The 17,884-nt window shown below is 45.2% G+C and carries 12 protein-coding genes; 2 read left to right on the forward strand and 10 right to left on the reverse strand.

The features are described from left to right. Nucleotides 1-24: 24 nt before the first annotated feature. Both AB6D07_RS03720 and AB6D07_RS03725 read left to right on the forward strand, forming a co-directional pair. Nucleotides 25-1,650, forward strand: a complete 1,626-nt coding sequence (locus tag AB6D07_RS03720) for an iron ABC transporter permease (RefSeq protein ID WP_017103853.1) — start codon at nt 25-27, stop codon at nt 1,648-1,650. Further along, complete coding sequence (locus AB6D07_RS03725; RefSeq protein WP_017097323.1) at nt 1,650-2,678, forward strand: ABC transporter ATP-binding protein; 1,029 nt, start codon at nt 1,650-1,652, stop codon at nt 2,676-2,678. Before AB6D07_RS03720 ends, AB6D07_RS03725 begins: the two co-directional genes overlap by 1 nt. A 157-nt stretch (nt 2,679-2,835) precedes the next feature. Here AB6D07_RS03725 and AB6D07_RS03730 read toward each other — a convergent pair whose 3' ends face one another. From AB6D07_RS03730 to AB6D07_RS03775, 10 genes are all read right to left on the reverse strand, one after another. Then, entirely contained in the window at nt 2,836-4,248 is a 1,413-nt protein-coding gene (locus AB6D07_RS03730) for a phosphoglucomutase/phosphomannomutase family protein (RefSeq protein WP_017103854.1), read from the reverse strand. 74 nt (nt 4,249-4,322) lie between these two features. Next, nucleotides 4,323-6,728, reverse strand: coding sequence for a GH36-type glycosyl hydrolase domain-containing protein (locus AB6D07_RS03735; RefSeq protein WP_017103855.1), 2,406 nt, complete (start codon nt 6,726-6,728; stop codon nt 4,323-4,325). A gap of 127 nt (nt 6,729-6,855) precedes the next feature. Next, nucleotides 6,856-8,802, reverse strand: a complete 1,947-nt coding sequence (locus AB6D07_RS03740; protein ID WP_017103856.1) for a beta-N-acetylhexosaminidase — start codon at nt 8,800-8,802, stop codon at nt 6,856-6,858. A 12-nt stretch (nt 8,803-8,814) separates the two neighbouring features. Then, entirely contained in the window at nt 8,815-9,699 is an 885-nt protein-coding gene (locus AB6D07_RS03745) for an N-acetylglucosamine kinase (RefSeq protein WP_017103857.1), read from the reverse strand. 2 nt (nt 9,700-9,701) lie between these two features. Beyond that, on the reverse strand, nt 9,702-11,423 hold the full coding sequence (locus AB6D07_RS03750) for a glycoside hydrolase family 9 protein (RefSeq protein WP_017103858.1): 1,722 nt from the start codon (nt 11,421-11,423) through the stop codon (nt 9,702-9,704). A 113-nt stretch (nt 11,424-11,536) separates the two neighbouring features. Then, a complete protein-coding gene (locus AB6D07_RS03755) occupies nt 11,537-12,532 on the reverse strand; it encodes an ABC transporter ATP-binding protein (RefSeq protein ID WP_009847565.1) in 996 nt (331 codons plus the stop codon). Nucleotides 12,533-12,619: 87 nt separating this feature from the next. After that, complete coding sequence (locus AB6D07_RS03760; protein ID WP_009847564.1) at nt 12,620-13,603, reverse strand: ABC transporter ATP-binding protein; 984 nt, start codon at nt 13,601-13,603, stop codon at nt 12,620-12,622. Nucleotides 13,604-13,605: 2 nt separating this feature from the next. After that, nucleotides 13,606-14,631, reverse strand: coding sequence for an ABC transporter permease (locus tag AB6D07_RS03765; protein WP_009847563.1), 1,026 nt, complete (start codon nt 14,629-14,631; stop codon nt 13,606-13,608). A gap of 2 nt (nt 14,632-14,633) precedes the next feature. Continuing rightward, a complete protein-coding gene (locus AB6D07_RS03770; protein ID WP_009847562.1) occupies nt 14,634-15,620 on the reverse strand; it encodes an ABC transporter permease in 987 nt (328 codons plus the stop codon). A gap of 169 nt (nt 15,621-15,789) precedes the next feature. Further along, on the reverse strand, nt 15,790-17,472 hold the full coding sequence (locus tag AB6D07_RS03775; RefSeq protein ID WP_009847561.1) for an ABC transporter substrate-binding protein: 1,683 nt from the start codon (nt 17,470-17,472) through the stop codon (nt 15,790-15,792). Nucleotides 17,473-17,884 lie beyond the last annotated feature (412 nt).

A 17,884-nucleotide genomic window follows, 5' to 3' on the forward strand; every position in this document is an offset into this window, starting at 1 on the left:
ATTAAGCCTCGTTGTAGTTAGGCGATGAAAGAAAAGAATTATTTATGGAACACCAGTAGCTGCATCATTGCTGTATTGCTGGTTTTACCGATTTTAGCGATTTTTACGACTGCTGTTGGAGAAACAGATGAGCTGTTTTCTCATCTTATGTCCACAGTAATGCCCACCTATACTTATAATACGGTGGTTTTAGTCATAGGAACCTTATTCCTGTCCTTGGCTTTTGGTATTCCGTCAGCTTGGATTATGGCAATGTGCCGTGTTCCAGGAGAGCGCGTTTTACAGTGGGCATTAGTGCTGCCATTAGCAATGCCAGGCTATATTGTCGGGTATATCTTTACCGATTGGTTCGACTTTGCTGGTCCGGTTCAAATTCTGCTACGAGATTTAACAGGCTGGGGGCCCGGAGAGTACTGGTTCCCAGACATTAGAACCTTGTTCGGAGCTATTATTGTTCTGTCACTTGTTCTCTACCCCTATGTTTATTTGCTATGCCGCGCGGCTTTTATGGAGCAAAACGTCTCCTTATTGCAATCCGCTCGGTTGTTAAAGTGTTCACCTTGGGAAAGCTTTCGTCGTATTTCCTTGCCGCTTGTTCGTCCATCAATGGCGGTCGGGCTATCACTGGTTGCAATGGAAACCATTGGTGACTTTGGTACCGTAAGTTACTTTGCAGTCAATACCTTAACGACTGCGGTTTACGATACTTGGTTAGGTTACTCAAGCTTAACGGCTGCTGCGAAAATATCGGCGATTATGCTGATTATCGTGATCCTACTATTGAGTTCAGAGCGCTATAGCCGTCGCAAACAGAAATTATTCCAGAATCAATTCAGTAGTCGTGAAGATTTTCGTTACGACCTTTCCGGTTGGAAGAAGTGGTTAGCATTGTTTTGGTGTTGGGGGTTGGTGTGTGTCGCATTCTTGTTCCCTCTTGCCCAGTTAATGATTTATGCCTACAAATATTTTGCTCAAAGCTGGACCCCTGAATTTAGAGAGTATGCCGTTAATAGCCTTTATGTTTCGGTAGTTGCTGCAATTATTGGTGTCGTTATTGCTTTGATTGTGAACTTCAATCAACGTGTTAGCCCAAGTAAGAAAAATCAGGCTTATATGCGTATCGCTTCCATGGGCTATGCCGTTCCAGGCACCGTGTTAGCGATTGGCGTGATGGTACCGGTGTTGTTTATGGATCACTTGGTTAATGACATCGCTAAAGTGATGGAGTGGGGACGACCTGGTTTGATCTTCTCTGGTTCCATGTTTGCGCTTATCTTTGCAATGGTCGTGCGTTTTTCTGCAGTGGCGATCGGCAGTATCGAAAGTAGCTTGAGTAAAGTATCTCCTTCATTGGATATGGCTTCTAAAACCATGGGCTGTAATACCAACCAGATGTTACGTCGTGTTCATTTACCTTTGATTAAACGCGGCGCGTTGATCGCAGGTTTACTGGTGTTTATCGAATCAATGAAAGAGCTAAATGCGGCATTGCTGTTACGTCCTTTCAACTTCGAAACATTGGCGACCTATGTTTATAACTATGCCTCAGATGAGCACCTAGAGTTGGCGGCAATGCCTGCTGTATTATTGGTGTTGGTGGGTTTAATTCCTCTGATCATCGTAAACCGTTCCTTGGAGCAGAAACACTAATGAGTTGTGCATTATCAATTAAAGATCTGACTTGTAAGTACGAGTCCCAAACTATTTTGGAATCTCTTTCTTTAGAAGTTGAGCATGGTGAAATTGTTTGTCTGCTTGGTGCCAGTGGTTGTGGTAAGACTACGCTGCTTAAAGCGATTGCCGGCCTGCTTCCATTGAGTAGTGGTGTCATGAGCTTGAACTGTCAAACCATCGACGATGGAGACAACTGGTTACCACCTGAGCAGAGAAACATCGGAATGATTTTTCAAGATTACGCCCTGTTTCCGCACTTGACGGTAAACCAGAATATCTGCTTTGGCCTCAAAGGTCTTTCTGAACAGCAAAAGAAAGAGAAAGTTCAAGAGATGTTGGAGCTAGTTCACTTAGATGAATTCGGTGACCGATACCCACATCAACTTTCTGGTGGTCAACAGCAGCGCGTAGCGATTGCTCGTTCTTTAGCGTACAAGCCAGACTTATTGTTATTGGATGAACCCTTCTCAAATATTGATACTCAAGTTCGCCATGAGTTGATCTCTCAGATTCGTAAAATATTTAAAAAGCAGGGTGTTACTGCTATTTTTGTAACGCACAGCCGTGAAGAAGCATTCGCTTTTTCAGATAAAATGGCGGTAATGAACCATGGTGTGATTGAGCAATATGGTTCAGCATCTGAGTTGTACTTCCACCCATCGAGTAAGTTTGTTGCTGATTTCTTAGGTGGTGGTAGCTACTTGAATGCACAGCGTATTTCAGATAATGAATTTGAAACGAGCTTGGGTCTGATAGAAGCGAAAGCACAAACTCAAATCGAAGTGGGAGCGGAATGTGCGTTGTTACTAAGACCACAGCATATAGTGGCGAGTCATGATGTCGACAGTAACCTGTCAGTGTTGGAACAACAATTTATGGGCGACCACTGTCGTTATGTGATTGAAGCTAACGGTCAGAAACTGTTAGCAACGTCTTCTGAGGCTCTAGGTGTTGGTATGCCAGTCACCGTCAAAGTAGATACCAAAGGTGTGTTGGCGTTTTAATGATACGCAGTAAGTATCGTTCTGCCGAAAAGTAAAATGCATTCGTAAAAAAGCCCAGCACTTTGATACAGAGTACTGGGCAAGAGTTCTTCACCTATAGGCTTTAACAAGGCAGTGGTTTGTTAAGTCCCATTCAAAACTGCTGCACTCTATAAGTCTATAGAGAGAGGAAGTCTTTCACTTTTTGAAGAACACGTTCTGCAGTGTCTTTATCTTCCATTTCTGCGAAGATTCGCAGTAACGGCTCTGTTCCTGAGAAGCGAGCGATCACCCAGCCGCCATTCTTGAAGTACACTTTGGCACCATCTTCATAGCTAACTTTTTCAATTTCGTATTCAAATTCAGGCAGTTGTTTCTCTACGTAAATCTTGGTGTAGAGCGCTTCTTTCTCTGAAGGCTTAAACTGGCAATCTCCTTCTGCCGTGTAGGCATAGCCATACTTAGAGTAGATTTCATCAAGTAACTCAGATAATTTTTTACCGGTTACACTGATCATCTCAACCAGTAAGCTTGAAGCAAATACGCCATCCTTACCTTTGATATGACCTCGAATGGTTAAACCGCCCGAGCTTTCACCACCAATCAGTGAATCATCTGCTTCCATTTGAGAGCTGATATGCTTAAAGCCTACAGGAACCTCAAAGCTCTTCTCACCATGATCTGCCGCTACTTTGTCGAGTAGATGTGTGGTGGCGATGTTACGAACGACAGAGCCCTTCCAGCCTTTGTATTCCAGTAAGTAGTAGTAAAGTAGGAGTAGCACTTCGTTAGGGTGAATGAAGTGACCTTTCTCATCAATGATGCCTAAACGGTCGGCATCGCCATCAGTACCAATACCAATGTCATATCCTTCTGCTGCCACCAAGTGCTTCAAGCGATAGAGCGTTGCTGCATTTGGGGACGGCATAAGACCACCGAAATCTGGGTTCTTACCATCGTTGATTACATCGACATCACAGCGACCGTTGATCAGTACGGTTTGCAGAGCATTTTTTGCAACACCAAACATTGGATCAATCAGTACGCGCAGGTTGGCTTTCTTAATCGAATCGATATCGATGAAGTTGATGATTGAATCAACAAAGTCGTTCATCGGGTTGATGATCTCGATTTCTTTGTCGTTTAACGCTTGTTCGAAATCGACTCGTATAACATCTTCGTTGGTCAGTGTTGCGATTTGCTGTTCGATCTTCTCTGTGATGATCTCGTCAGCATCGCGTCCACCTTCAATGAACACCTTTATGCCGTTATAGTCCGCAGGGTTGTGAGAAGCGGTAATACACGCAGAGTAAATACATCCCATCTCTTTTGCTTGGAACATCACGATAGGTGTTGGAACGAACTTATCAATGAAGCTTACTTTGATGTTGTTCGCCGCAAGTACTTCTGCAAACCAGCATGCCGCTTTATCTGAAAGGAAGCGACGGTCATAGCCGATAACGAATCCATTCTTGGCTGCATCTTCATTATTGATGATGTTAGCGAGCGCTTGCGCTACAAGGCGAACATTGTCTCTGGTGAACTCTTCACCAATGAAAGCGCGCCAGCCACCTGTACCAAATTTAATCATTAGAAAATCCTTTTAGTCTCATTGCCTCAAGTCGATAAAGACTTGAGGCAAGAGCTGTTCGTTAAATTAAGTGACTAGCCTAGAACAACGACAACGTCGTTCACGCTGCCTTCTGCTTGTACTGGGATTGCACCTTCAACTGACTTACCGTTGATAGTGATAGAGGTAACCCCTTTGCTTACTGCATTCGGGTTTTGCACTGTGATGTTGTAAGTCGCGCCACGCCATTGACGAGTAACCTCGAATTCCGGCCAATCAGTCGGAATACAAGGATCAATCGTTAAGCCTTCAAAGCCTGTGCGAACACCAAGAATGAAGTTGGTTACCGCAAAGTAAGCCCAACCCGACGTACCTGTTAACCAAGGGTGGTTTGCACGACCATGGTCTTGATGATCTTTACCCATGATGAACTGCACGTACGAGTATGGTTCTGCGTAACGTGTTTCAATCATGTCGTTTTGGTTGTACGGGTTCAGTGCGTCGTAGAACTTCATCGCACGGTCACCACGACCTAGCTTCGCTTCTGCTACCCAAGCCCATGGGTTCGGGTGAGAGAAGATTGCGCCATTCTCTTTTACGCCTTGATAAACGCGAGTCACAAAGCCGATATCATCGTTTGGTGTTGCGAATGAAGGAGAATTTAGGTGCAAGCCGTATTCAGAGAATAGGTTCTCATCAACAGCGTCCATCGCTTTCTCGCCACGCTCTTGAGAAACCGCGCCAGATAGAACCGCTAGCGTGTTTGACTCAAGGTGTACACGACCTTCAGCTTGTTGAGCGGTACCGATCTTGTCGCCATTTTTTGTTAGACCACGGATGTACCAGCCACCTTCGTCATCCCATAGGTGTGTTTCACAGGCTTCACGTACGTTCGCGGCCATTTCTGTGTATTTAGCAACGTCAGCATCGTTATTGCGGAACTTAGCTAGGTCTAGGAATTCTTGTAGAGCCCAGAAGTGCAGGAATGAAACCATTGACGACTCACCGCCACCTAGGTTTAAACAGTCATTCCAGTCTGCACGAAGGCCCTTACAAATGCCCGTTTGACCCACGTATTCAGCAGAGAAGTTCAGTGCCGCTTTCATGTGTTCGTAAACGGTCGCTTCGCCACCGTCTGCGTATGGGATCACTTCATCAAAGAAGTCGTGTTCACCGGTTTCCATTACATATTTGATGATGGTCGGAACGATCCATAAGTGATCATCAGAACAGGTGTCTTCAATGCCATGGATCTTATCGTCGTCTGAAGGCGTTGGAACAACCGTTGGCGATTTTGAAGGTTCAACATCTGCTTTTTCTGGATCGAACCAGTCAGGATCGAACAAGTGTAGACCGTAGCCCGCTTTCACTTGGCCGCGAAGCAGGTCGATAATACGTTTCTTGGTCATTTGTGGGTTGGCATGAGGTACTGAGATCGCGTCTTGCGCAGTATCACGGTAACCAAGGCCAGTACGGCCACCGACTTCAATGAAGGATGCAAAGCGCGACCAAACCACACAGGTTTCCGCTTGGTATAGCGTCCATGTGTTGATCATGGTGTCTAAGCCTTCGTTTGGAGACTTAACTTGGAATTTGTTGCAACGCTCGTCCCAGTGATCTTTGATGCCTTGGAAAGCGGCATCGACGTTGGCTGTGTCTTGGTACTTTTCACGTAGGCGCTCGCCGTTGCCTTTACCGATACCGAGTACATAAGCAAAGCGAACTTCTTCACCCGGCTGAATGGTAAATTGCTTGTGCAGAGAACCACAGTGGTTGTAACAGGTTTGAGCGCTGTTAGAACATTTACCGTTCTCAACGGCAATTGGGTTCGCTTCATCACGGTACATGCCAAGGAAGTTGTCACGTTGGCCGTCGTAGCTATCTGGTGAGAAAGTTGAAGCTAGGTAGTAGAAACCTTCAAAGTCGTTAGTGTTGTAGTACAGGTCGTATTCAAGAACACCTTCTTGGTAAGACGTACCCGCAGAGTACAAAGACATCTGATGGTTCTGATTATCCGATTGGATGTGGCTGAACGAGAACTCAACAAATGAGAAAGTACTGATGGTTCTTGGTTTGTCAGTGTTGTTCTTTAGTACCACGTCCCAAACTTCCGCATCTTCACCCTTAGGAACGAATAACGTTTTGGTTGCTGTAATACCACTGTATTCACACTTGAATTTTGAGTATGACAGGCCGTGACGAACTTCGTAGTTCGCTTCATCTAGGCTCTTTGCCACAGGCTGCCAAGAAATAGACCAGTAATCGCCCGTCTCATCATCACGCAGGTAAACATAGTGTCCTGGACGGTCGAAGGTGCCGTTTGGACGGAATTTAGTAACACGGTTGTATTCCGGAGAATTGTAGAACGAGTAGCCGCCAGCATTGTGCGAAATCACGGTACAAAACTTTTCAGTACCTAGGTAGTTGGTCCAAGGTGCTGGTACATCAGGGCGAGTGATGACGTATTCGCGATTATCGTTATCGAAATAGCCGTATTTCATTGTCATTTCCTTTTTAACAAACTGCATCTATGCAGCTAATTTTTAAATAATGATGCTGAGTCGAATCTGACTGAGCACCTTAATCAGGGGAAGCAAGTACTCGACTTGAGTGTGCTTTGGTTTCGTTTTATTCAGATTTCCAAGGGTTGCGATAATCAACATTGAGTCTGTCGAGTAATGGCAGGTGGCCTTTTAGGCGAGATAGGTAATCTAGCCAGTTTCGGTTGTTTTTATGTGTCCAACATCCTTCAGCTAAAGCGCTAATTCTTGGAAATACCATGTAATCCATGCGCTTTTGATTGGTAACGATCTCACACCATAGAGCACACTGAATTCCGCGGATCCGCTTACGAATTGGATCGGTGTCGGATATCTCAGCGAGGGCTTCGTAGGTATAAGCTTGTTCTAAGGGGATAACGGCAGCCCAATCTACGCCCGGTTCTTCCGGTGCATAATCTTGGGTCATGTCGAGATAGGTAAACTGTGCTGGTTGCAGCACCACATCAAAGCCTTGGCGAGCACAATTGATAGCGGCTTCTTCACTGAGCCATGAATAGATGATGGTCTCTTTGCTCACCTTGTCGCCGTGCTGTGCTTCTTCCCAGCCCACCATGCGCTTACCAAGTTGTTTGAGTTTGTTCTCGGCATAGCGGAATAGGTGGCCTTGTAGGTCTTTGCTGTCTTGATACTGGTGCTCTTTCATCAGTGCTTGAGCGGCAGGGCTGTTGGTCCACACGCCCGGTGGTACTTCATCTGCGCCCATGTGAATCAATTCGCTAGGGAAAAGTTCTGCGACTTCTTCAATCACAGCATCTAGGAACTGATAAGTACCTGGCAAGCCTGGATTTAGTACATTGTCGTTGTAGTGCTGAATACTCTTGTATTGAGTAGTGTCGGCTTGCTCTACCAGCATCTCAGGCAGCGACTTTATTGCGGCACGACAGTGTCCTGGGATATCGATCTCTGGGATCACCATGATGCTGCGTTGCTCTGCGTATTCAATGACTTCACGAATCTGTTGCTGCGTGTAGAAGCCGCCATAGTTATCCGCAAGGTGGGTGTATTGCGGTTCTAATGCATGATCAGGACCGCGCCAAGCGCCGATTTCAGTCAGCTGAGGCAGGCTCTTAATCTCAATTCTCCAACCTTCATCGTCAGTTAGGTGCCAATGAAATACGTTGAACTTGTAGTGCGCCAGTTGATTGATTAAACGCTTCACTTGCTCTACTGAGTGGAAGTGACGCGCGCAGTCCAACATCATGCCTCGGTACTTAAAGCGAGGGTGATCGGCGATTTTGCAGCATGGAATAGAAAAATTTTCGGCATCCAGTTGTTGAATCAATTGAATCAGACTTGCCACTGCGTGTGTAAACCCAGACTGGCTACCTGATTCAACAATTATTTGTTGTTCAGTAATGCGGAGTTTGTATTCTGCTTCGTCTAATGTTGGATTGCTGCGAAATAGAATGTCGCCGCTTTCGTCTTTTGAAAGTTCAGTTGGAAGCTCATTCGAAATCGACAGTTCAAAGGTAGAAAGTAATTCTTGCTGCAACCAAGAGACGGCTTTATCTGCAAGGTGAGATTGAACCTCAATCTTGCATCCACAGCTTAGCGCGAAACTACCTTGCTTGAGTTCGATCTGATTTGGTTGAGGAATCAATGCTATCTCAGAAGCGTTAACTTCAGGTATTTGATTGCGTTCACGGTATGGCGAAGCCAGTACTATGGGTGATATCGCGACAGGCAGTACCGATGTTTCTCCATCATGATGTGACTGGATAAAGGCATCGTTAAGGCCATCAGAATAGAAGCGGAATGGGGCGCTTTGAATACTGAATTCAAGGTAGTAATGGTTGTTGGCCTTTAATACTGAAGAACTTGGTTTGAACGAGCAATAGCTTCCAACTTGAGTCAGTTCACCTTGCGATAGACTCTCAGGAAGGATGAATCGGTCAAATGCAAAATGCAGAGACCAATCTTTTACGTCGAGGTCACTTAAATTATGTACCGTAAGGCCAAATCGGCAGTTATTTTTTTGTTCAGAAAGAACAGCTAAGTCGATGCGATAATTCATATAACTTCCCTGCTAAGCCTGTTGATACAAGTTGTGTTGTGACTTGCCGGCAAACATCAATGCGCCTTCGATAGCGTCAAATTGAGGTTTAACGATCCATTGTTGTACAGGTGGTGATAGCCAGTTGAGAATACGCTCAGCGATACTTCCCATTAAGCACACCTTGTCAGCGCCTTTTCGATGCAGCGCTAATACAAACATTTCGATATCGGCTGCAGTCTGCTTAAGCATCTCTATAGCCAGTTCATCGCCTTCATTTGCCAGTTGAAAAATGACGGGTGAGAATTGACCGTAATCCTTTGGAATCGCGCCTTTTGACCATGCCACGATCGCATCAACATCATTATTGAAATGATTCATGACATGTTGAGTTAGTGGGGTTTTGTTACGAATACCATCTTCAGCGAGTAGAACTTGCTGAATTAAACGAAGGCCCATCACTGCGCCGCCGCCTTGGTCAGAAATTGGAAATTCACGACCGCCAACCACATGTTGTTCGCCGTTGTTTAGGTAGATACCACATGAACCTGTACCACCAATCATGATCGCGCCGTCTTGGCCATTATGTGCACCAATACATGCACCATAGGCGTCTGTATTGAGTGTCATACTTGCGAAAGGGTGTGCTTGTGCCATGAAGTCGAGCCATGCTGACTTCTGTTCAGCACCAGCTAGCGCCAAACCAACATGCATATTAGAAAAATCGTTAGAGTTGAGTTGCCCTTGTTGTGCGGCTTTAGTAATCGCATCAACAATTGAACTCATTGCAACATCGACACCCAAAAGGATGTTGGCACTGCCACTTTTCGCTTCACCAATGAGTTTGCCTTGGTCATCACGAATGCGAGCACGGCAAGATGTGCCGCCACCATCAATACCTACGTAGTAAAGCGTCATGATTATTGCTCCTTACTTTGTGCTAGGAAGTTGAATTGCGCAGCCGTTGCTAGCAAATACCACGCCCCATGAGGGATCCATTGTTCACCCCAGCGCCAGTTTTGAAGCATGTCGTCTTTCTGTGCTGGTGGGTTGAATGCGATGTCTTGTTCGTCTTCGAACCCTGCCGTGATGCCATTGCAAATCCCGCCTTTGGCATTGAAGAAACCAAGTTGTGGTAGATAGTCTGGGTTGTTATGACCGTGGCCATCAAGCATGCACATGTGGTAAGGATTCAATCCTAAAATCCAATCAAGACTGTTTTGTGAAAGTTGGATTAAGCGCTTTTGAAGATCGGCATTTTGAATGTGTGGTTGAACTAAGTACGCCATGGTCGCAATTGAGCCAAGGCGCGCGTTTTCGCCTTGCCACCAGTAGCCTGTCTCGTTCTTCTGAGTAACGAAGAAAGCATCGCGCTTATCACCATCAACATTTTTAACGTACTGTCTTGGGTAGCCAAATGGGTTGATGACTTTGTCGGTAATATTGATTTCGAACTGACAAGCTTGCTCAACAACCACACGTGCTTGTTCTTTCAACTCAGTGTCAGTTTCATTATCGATGTACTCGCATAGAGCAATTACAGGAAGGCCAGCTTCAGCTGCATGGAAATAGGGGCGAGAGCCATCAGCATTAGCTGACCAAAAGTGCTCAAATGAATCATCAGATTGCTGACGAGAGATCAAGCGACTAGCCCAAACTCTTGCTTCGGATAGGTATTGCTCGTCCTCTGTTACTCGGTACAGTTCATTGGCAGCGAGTAGGGCACAATATTCATCGATGATGTTTTCTTCGCCATCGTTTAGGTACTGCAGGTTATGTTCTTTTAGGTGCCAATAACCGCTAACGGCAGTTTCAAGATAAGTTTGGCTCGAGTAACTGCCCGAGGTTTCAAGTTCAGATGCAGCAGCTAATGCGGCGATAGCAACGCCCGCACCTTGTCGGTAGCCCGCTTGCAAGTCCGTTGATTTGTTACCTTCTTGAGTGGCGTATGCGCAGATGTCACGTTGATTGATGTCTTTACTCCACTTGTCGAATACCGTCATGTAAAAGTATCCGTCAGCGTCTTGCATACGTACTAAGAAATCGGCACCGAATAGGGCTTCTTCCACTAAACGAGTCATAGAGAATTTAGGAAAGTCTGAGTTATTGCTAGTTAAGCGCACGCTTTTGAGCATATTCCAAACAACCATCGGAATTTGTTGTGGGTTGAGATAATTGCCATAAGATAGGTGGCTAAAGTACTTACTTACATCACCCGATGCGTCGTACCAACCGCCATGAACATCGACGTATCTGTCAGTGCCCATAATTTGTGCTTGTCGATCTTTTTTGTCGAAACTACCGCCACAGCGTTGTGACTTAAAGTAATGAAGCACATCAGAAAACGTGTGGTTCATTAATAGGTTGCTACCAATCTCAAATACTTCAGAGCGTAGGTTGTCAAAACGTAGGTAGTAGCGACCTGATTCAGTGAATGAACTGAAATCGATAGTGAAGAATTGCCCTTGATGCCAATTTGCTACGCGGCCTTGTTTAACCACATCAAAACTTCCGACAGTGATATGGTTGTCGGCACACACCAAAAGTGCAGTCGTACTTGATAAGCGAGCTTTCTTCGTTTGCAGAATAGCCTGCTTTGGAGCCGTGGATTCGTAGCCAATATGGTTGGTCAATAACAGCATCAATATTCTCCGACAGTCCTAGTTTCTACTGGCTAGGTACTTGAATGTTTTGGATATAAAATGTTTTGGATATAAATAGTTAGGGCCCGCAGACCCTAACTTGGTTTTATTGCTTAGCTTTCGTGTAGGTAACAACGCACAAAGTGGTTATCAGCTAACTGCGTAACCCCTGGTAACTGCTCTTTACACTTGTCCATTGCATGAGTGCAACGGCCTGCAAATGGGCAACCTGCTGATACTGGTGTCCAAAGAGGGATCTCACCTTTGTTGCCTGCGAGTTGTTCGTGGATCGATTTTTTAGGATCTGGAACCGCAGAAACAAGCAGTTGGGTGTAAGGATGCTGAGGGTTAGCAATCACATCATCGGTATCGCCCCATTCCACCATGTGTCCTACGTACATCACTGAAAGATCTTCAGCAATGTAACGAGCGGTTGCGATATCGTGAGTGATGTAAAGTAGAGACATTTGTTTCTCAAACTTCATTTCTTCCATCAGGTTCAAAACACCAGCACGAATCGATACATCAAGCATCGATGTTGGTTCATCGGCTAATACAACTTCTGCACCAACTGCAATGTTACGGGCTAGGTTGACACGTTGACGCTGACCACCAGAGAGTTGATGAGGGTACTTCTCTGCCGTTGCTTGTGGTGGCACTAAGCCAACTTGCTCTAGAAGATCGTACACACGTTCCTGTAACTCTTTCTTGTTGCCCGGAGATACTTTTTTGTGGATCAACAATGGTCGAGCTATGTGGTGAAAGATGTTATGTGTTGGGTTCAGAGAACCAAACGGGTCTTGCCATACCATCTGCACGCCTTCACGGTAGTGCATAAGATCTTTTCTGCTTGAGATCTCTTGGATATCACGACCTTTGTATTCGATCGTACCGCCCGAAGGTGCGTACATTTTTGCGATCATTTTTGCTGTTGTTGATTTGCCTGAACCTGACTCACCAACCACAGCTAGGCCACGACTTTTATACATCTTGAATGATACGTCGTTAATCGCACGCATCATTGGGGTTTGAATTGTGGTACTGCTTATTGGGAAGTCTTTTACGACATTCTTGCCTTCTACCAATAATTGACCGAAATCTTTGCTCATAATTGTCTCCAGAATCCTTATTCGCTTTGCTTGCATTTCGGCGGTCGAGCCGCCTTATTCGTTATTCACGCTGAATCAGCGTGCAAGCTATAGCTTCCTTTGTACTATTGGGTCACCGTACAGGTGGCAGTTAGACAAATGCCCCGGGTCGATAGAACGCAGCTTGGTTGGCACCTTGGTACACGTTTCATGTACACGATCACAACGAGCTTGGAAACGACACCCTTCAGGGATCTCTAACAGGTTCAGAGGGTTACCCGGAATGCCTGCTAGTTTTGTCTTTGGCCCTGTTAGTGGAGGGAAAGAACTTCCCAGCCCTTTGGTATAAGGGTGGTAAGGGTTTTCTAGAATATCTTGAGCATTGGCAACCTCGATGAGCTCACCTGAGTACATGATGCCGATACGGTCAGAGAACTCGACCATCAATGACAAGTCATGGGTGATGAACAGGATCGAGAAGCCAAACTCTTCTTTTAGTGCATAGATCTTTTGTAGGATTTCGCGTTGAACAACCACATCAAGTGCGGTCGTTGGCTCATCCATAATGATAAGCTTTGGATTCAATGCTAAAGCGATAGCAATAACCAAGCGCTGACGCATGCCGCCAGAGAATTGGTGAGGGTAGTCACTCAATCGGCTCGGGTGAATATCTACGATTTCAAGTAGACCTTCAGCGCGTTGCTTAGCTTGCTCACGAGTCATGTTGGTGTGACGCATAATTACGTCACAGAACTGCTCTTCCATTGGTAATACGGGATTGAGTGCGTTCATCGCACTCTGGAATACCATCGACATCTCGCTCCAACGGAACGCTTGCATACGGTCATCACTGTATTCAAGAATGTTCTCACCATTGAAGATAACCTCGCCACCACTGATGTAAGCGGGCGGCTTATGCAGGCGCATAAGAGAGAAAGCAACAGTTGATTTACCACAGCCAGATTCACCAGCTAGGCCGAATACTTCACCTGGAGCAATGTCGAAACTTACGTTGTTACACGCACGTACATCGCCAGACTCTGTGATGTAATCCACGCATAAATTGCGGATAGAAATTAGTGGTTCAGACATGATTATTTATCTCCGCTCCAAAGTGCATTTTGTGGTGGTAGTTCAGGTTCACGTTCTTCTTTGTCTTGTGCTGCTAATTTCTTCCAACGCTTCATGCCTTTGTGAGAACGCAGTTGCGGGTTGGCAATTTCATCGACAGCGAAGTTAAGTAGAGCAAGACCAGTTACAAGTAGTGTCAATGCGATACAAGGAGCCAACAGTTCCCACCAAGCGCCAATCAGCATTGATGAAGAGGTTTGAACGTTGTAAAGCATGATGCCCCAGCTGATTGTGTTCGGGTCACCAAGACCTAGGAACGAAATCGTTGCTTCCATCATGATTGCGTACATCACCGAACCGATGAAGCTCGCGCCAACGATAGAGATAAGGTTTGGAAGAATCTCTACGAAGATAATACGGAATGAAGATTCACCCAGAACTTCAGCGGCTTTTACAAACTCTTTTTCACGCAGTGCTAAGGTCTGGGAACGAACAACACGCGCGCCCCAAGCCCAAGACATAAAGCCGATAACCAAGGTTATGGTGAGTGGCCCTGCCTCACCGATAAAGGCTGCAACTACGAACAGTAATGGGTATTGAGGAATAACCAGCATGATGTTCATTGCGGCTGTCAGAACATCATCGACACGGCCGCCAAAGTAGCCAGCGGAAACACCGATAACCGTTGCTAGTAAACATACGGTAAGACCCGCACCAAAACCTACAGCAAGAGATACGCGTGCGCCGTATACCACTTGTGACCAAACGTCACGACCCATACGAGTTGTGCCCAGTACGTGGTCTGCCTTCTTAGACATTATCAACGTACGACGATCGTCTGCTAGGTTTTGAGCAACCCAGCCATCCGGGTTAGTTTGTGCAGACTTAACCACGAAGCCAGGGTATTCGTGTGGATTACCTGTACGTTTGTCTGGCACATGTTTTGTGATCAATGGAGCCGCAATAGCACCAAGAATAAAAATACTTAGGATGATGACGCCGGTTAAGGCCATCGGGTTACGCCAAATGAGTTTTAGAATATCTTTCATGATTATTTACCACCCTTACGAAGACGAGGGTCAAGAACAACGTAAAGCATGTCTGCAACTAGGTTAAAGAACAGCATGAATAGCGTCATGATAAGCAGTTGGCCTTGCAGTACTTGGTAATCACGAGCGTTAATTGCGTTGAAAAGTACGCTGCCAAGACCTGGGTAGTTAAAGATGATTTCGATAATTAACTGACCACCGATTGCCATACCTAACGACATAGAAAGTGCTGTCACACTTGGTAGCATCGCGTTACGAGCTGCGTAATTGAATACCACTCGGTTTTCGCTCAGGCCTTTGCCTTTCGCCATGGTGATGTAATCTTCAGCTAGCAGGTTGATCATGTTGTTACGCATGTTTACTAGGAAGCCACCAATTTGAACAATAGATGCACATAGCAAAGGTAAGAAGGCGTGGTAAGCGACATCTTTAATGAATGCCCAGCTTGTCCAATCTGGAATCGTACCTGCGGTATAGGCGTAACCTGTTGGGAACCATTTCAAGCCGATTGCGAAGGTAAACAGCGCAATCATGGCAATAACAACTTGAGGAACGGCTTGTAGAATAAGCATCCCTGGAGTAACAAAAGCATCGTATTTGCTGCCACGTTTCCACGCTGCAAAAATACCTAGGATTGAACCAATAGAGAAAGAAAGAATAACGGCAGTGCCTGCTAAGAATAGCGACCAACCGAATGCGCCACCTAACAGTGTATTTACTGAAAGTGGGTAGAATTGAATTGATGTACCAAGCTCCCAGCTTAGAATGTTCTTCATGTATGCGCCGTATTGAACCAGTAAGCCGCCATCAACGAAGCCTAATAGTTCTTTCATTGCCGCAATACGCTCAGGAGTAACTTGAACAGAAGCGTTCGCAAACATCATGGTAACTGGGTCACCAGGCATTGCTCTTGGAATAATAAAGTTTAACGTCGCTGCAACTAATAGCGCGACAAAATAAAATGACAAACGTCTTAAAAAATAACCCATAACTCACACCTTACTCACCCAGATTGTTTCCCTGTTTCTGGATTCAGGTCGCTCCTAGCGAAATTTGGAACGAAAAATCCCCTGACGACTAGCGCCATACTTTCAATTGATAGTGTGGGGATTTTTATAAGCGGCGTAAGAAGTTACGCCGCAAAGATTGAACGATTACTTATTTAACTGGTTTTAGGTCCAGTACATGAAGTAGACGCTCTGGAATACCAGCCCAAATGTTTGGACGGCCTTTTGGATTTTCTTCGTTCCACCAACCAGTGAATCGAGTTGTGTTGTATTGGTACATGTAAGCACCAGACATCACAGGGATAGTTACTTGGTCTGCAGCGATAATTTGCTGGATACCATGTGCAATATCTAGCTGTTCGTTCTTGTCAGCTGTTTTGTAGAAGCTGTTTAGAAGACCATCTAGCTTGTCATTTTTGTAGAAGTGCATAGCGAAACGAGGCATACCATCACCAGATTGTAGTGATGAGTTGTAAGCACTGTTCCAGTACGTGTATGGATCCGCACCGTGGAAGTAGTTTGTGTATGCTACGTCGTATGTACCTTCAAGCATTGCTTGATTGTAAACAGAGAAGTCAGGTGTACGAGCTTTCGCTTTAATACCGATTTCGTTTAGTTGCTCTACCGCAAGTTGAACTGTGTTGTTGAAGTCAGTCCAGCCGTTTGGCGATTGAATCATTAGTTCGAAAGATTTGCCTGATGGAGTGTCAACAAAACCATCTTTGTTTACATCTTTGAAGCCAGCGTCAGCAAGAAGCTTCTTCGCGCCTTCAGCGTTGTAAGTGTTGAAGCCTTTGTATTTGTCGTGAGTTTTTTCATCAGACCAAGCTTCAAACGCGTAGCCAAGACCTGATGCGAAATCGTTCACAGTACCGCCACCGTAGAATGCGATGTCGATGATAGTTTGGCGGTCAAGAGCCATAGAGAAAGCACGACGGAATTCAACGTTGCTCAATGCTTCATGCTTCGCAGCATCAGGGTGTTTGAAGTTAACGATGAATGCTTGTGTACCTGCTGGCGGGTACCAATAGTGGTGTTTAGGGCTTGCTGCAGCGTATGTACGATCGATATCTGGAACGAAAGAAGACGTCCAGTCCATTTCACTGTTTACAACTTTACCTAAGAACTGGTCGTTGTTCGCAATTTGTGGAACACGTAGACAGTCAACATCTAGGTTGTCTGCATCCCAGTAGTTCGGGTTTGCACACTGGATGTACAGTTGCGCTGTAAACGTATCGATTTCTGTAAATGGACCAGAACCTACCGGGTTCTCATTGGTAAACGTTGATGGATCTTTAACGTCTTTCCAGATGTGCTTAGGTACTACAGGTACTTTAGCAATCTCGTAAGGTACGTTTGAGTTTGCTTCTGTTAGTGTGAACTTAACTTGGTTGTCGTTCAGTTTTTCTACAGAAGTTACCCAAGAGTTGATACCAGATTGGTCAAGCTCTGGCTTCTCTTTTACAAGGTTGAAAGAAAAAACAACATCATCAGCAGAGAAAGTTTCTCCATCAGACCATTTAACACCCTTACGAATGTCGAAAACAACGCTCATCAGATCATCTGACATTTTGAAGTTTTCAGCTAGACGGAACACCGGAGTGTTACCGTGCATTTCGTTAAATACTACTAAAGGCTCGTACATGAAGTCAGTTGTAGTATGTAGGTTAGTAGCACCAAGGTACGGGTTAAAGTTACGTACGAATGTAGTGTACTCTTTCGGGTGAACGGTCAGTTCGCTGCGCTCTGCAGCTGTTGCTACTGATGCAAAACCTGTTGTAGCAGTTGCAATAATTGCTGTTGCTATTGCTGTTTTTTTTATATTGGCAAGCATAGCTGTTCCTTACTATTTGCTTTCATTTCACTAATGGATTGAATGTTATCTGTCGCTAATTAGTTAGTAGATACACACTCTAGTTAAAGGCCTACCTCTTCTTCGTTGCTCCAGACTCATCTTTGATTCTGAGAAGTGGTAAGAGTGGCCTGTAGGCCTTTGGCAGGAGTAAGAAAACACCTTATCGATGAATTAATCAAACTCGTTTCCCGTCAAAAACGTTAAAAACACACAGCGCCACGTCATTAACGTCAAAATGGCTTGCTTTGGTGGTTTTTTGTGCGCAATTGTTAAGGTGATGTGACTCGCATTTGGTTTTGTGGTGGTAGCTTTTTGTAAGTGGTCACTAACCTTTTCGGCTTTTAATTATCGATGCTTATCTTGCTGTGGTGTAATTGTAGATCTCGGTCAC

Source organism: Vibrio sp. 10N.239.312.C11, assembly GCF_041466065.1.
In the GTDB taxonomy this organism is placed as follows: domain Bacteria; phylum Pseudomonadota; class Gammaproteobacteria; order Enterobacterales; family Vibrionaceae; genus Vibrio; species Vibrio tasmaniensis_A.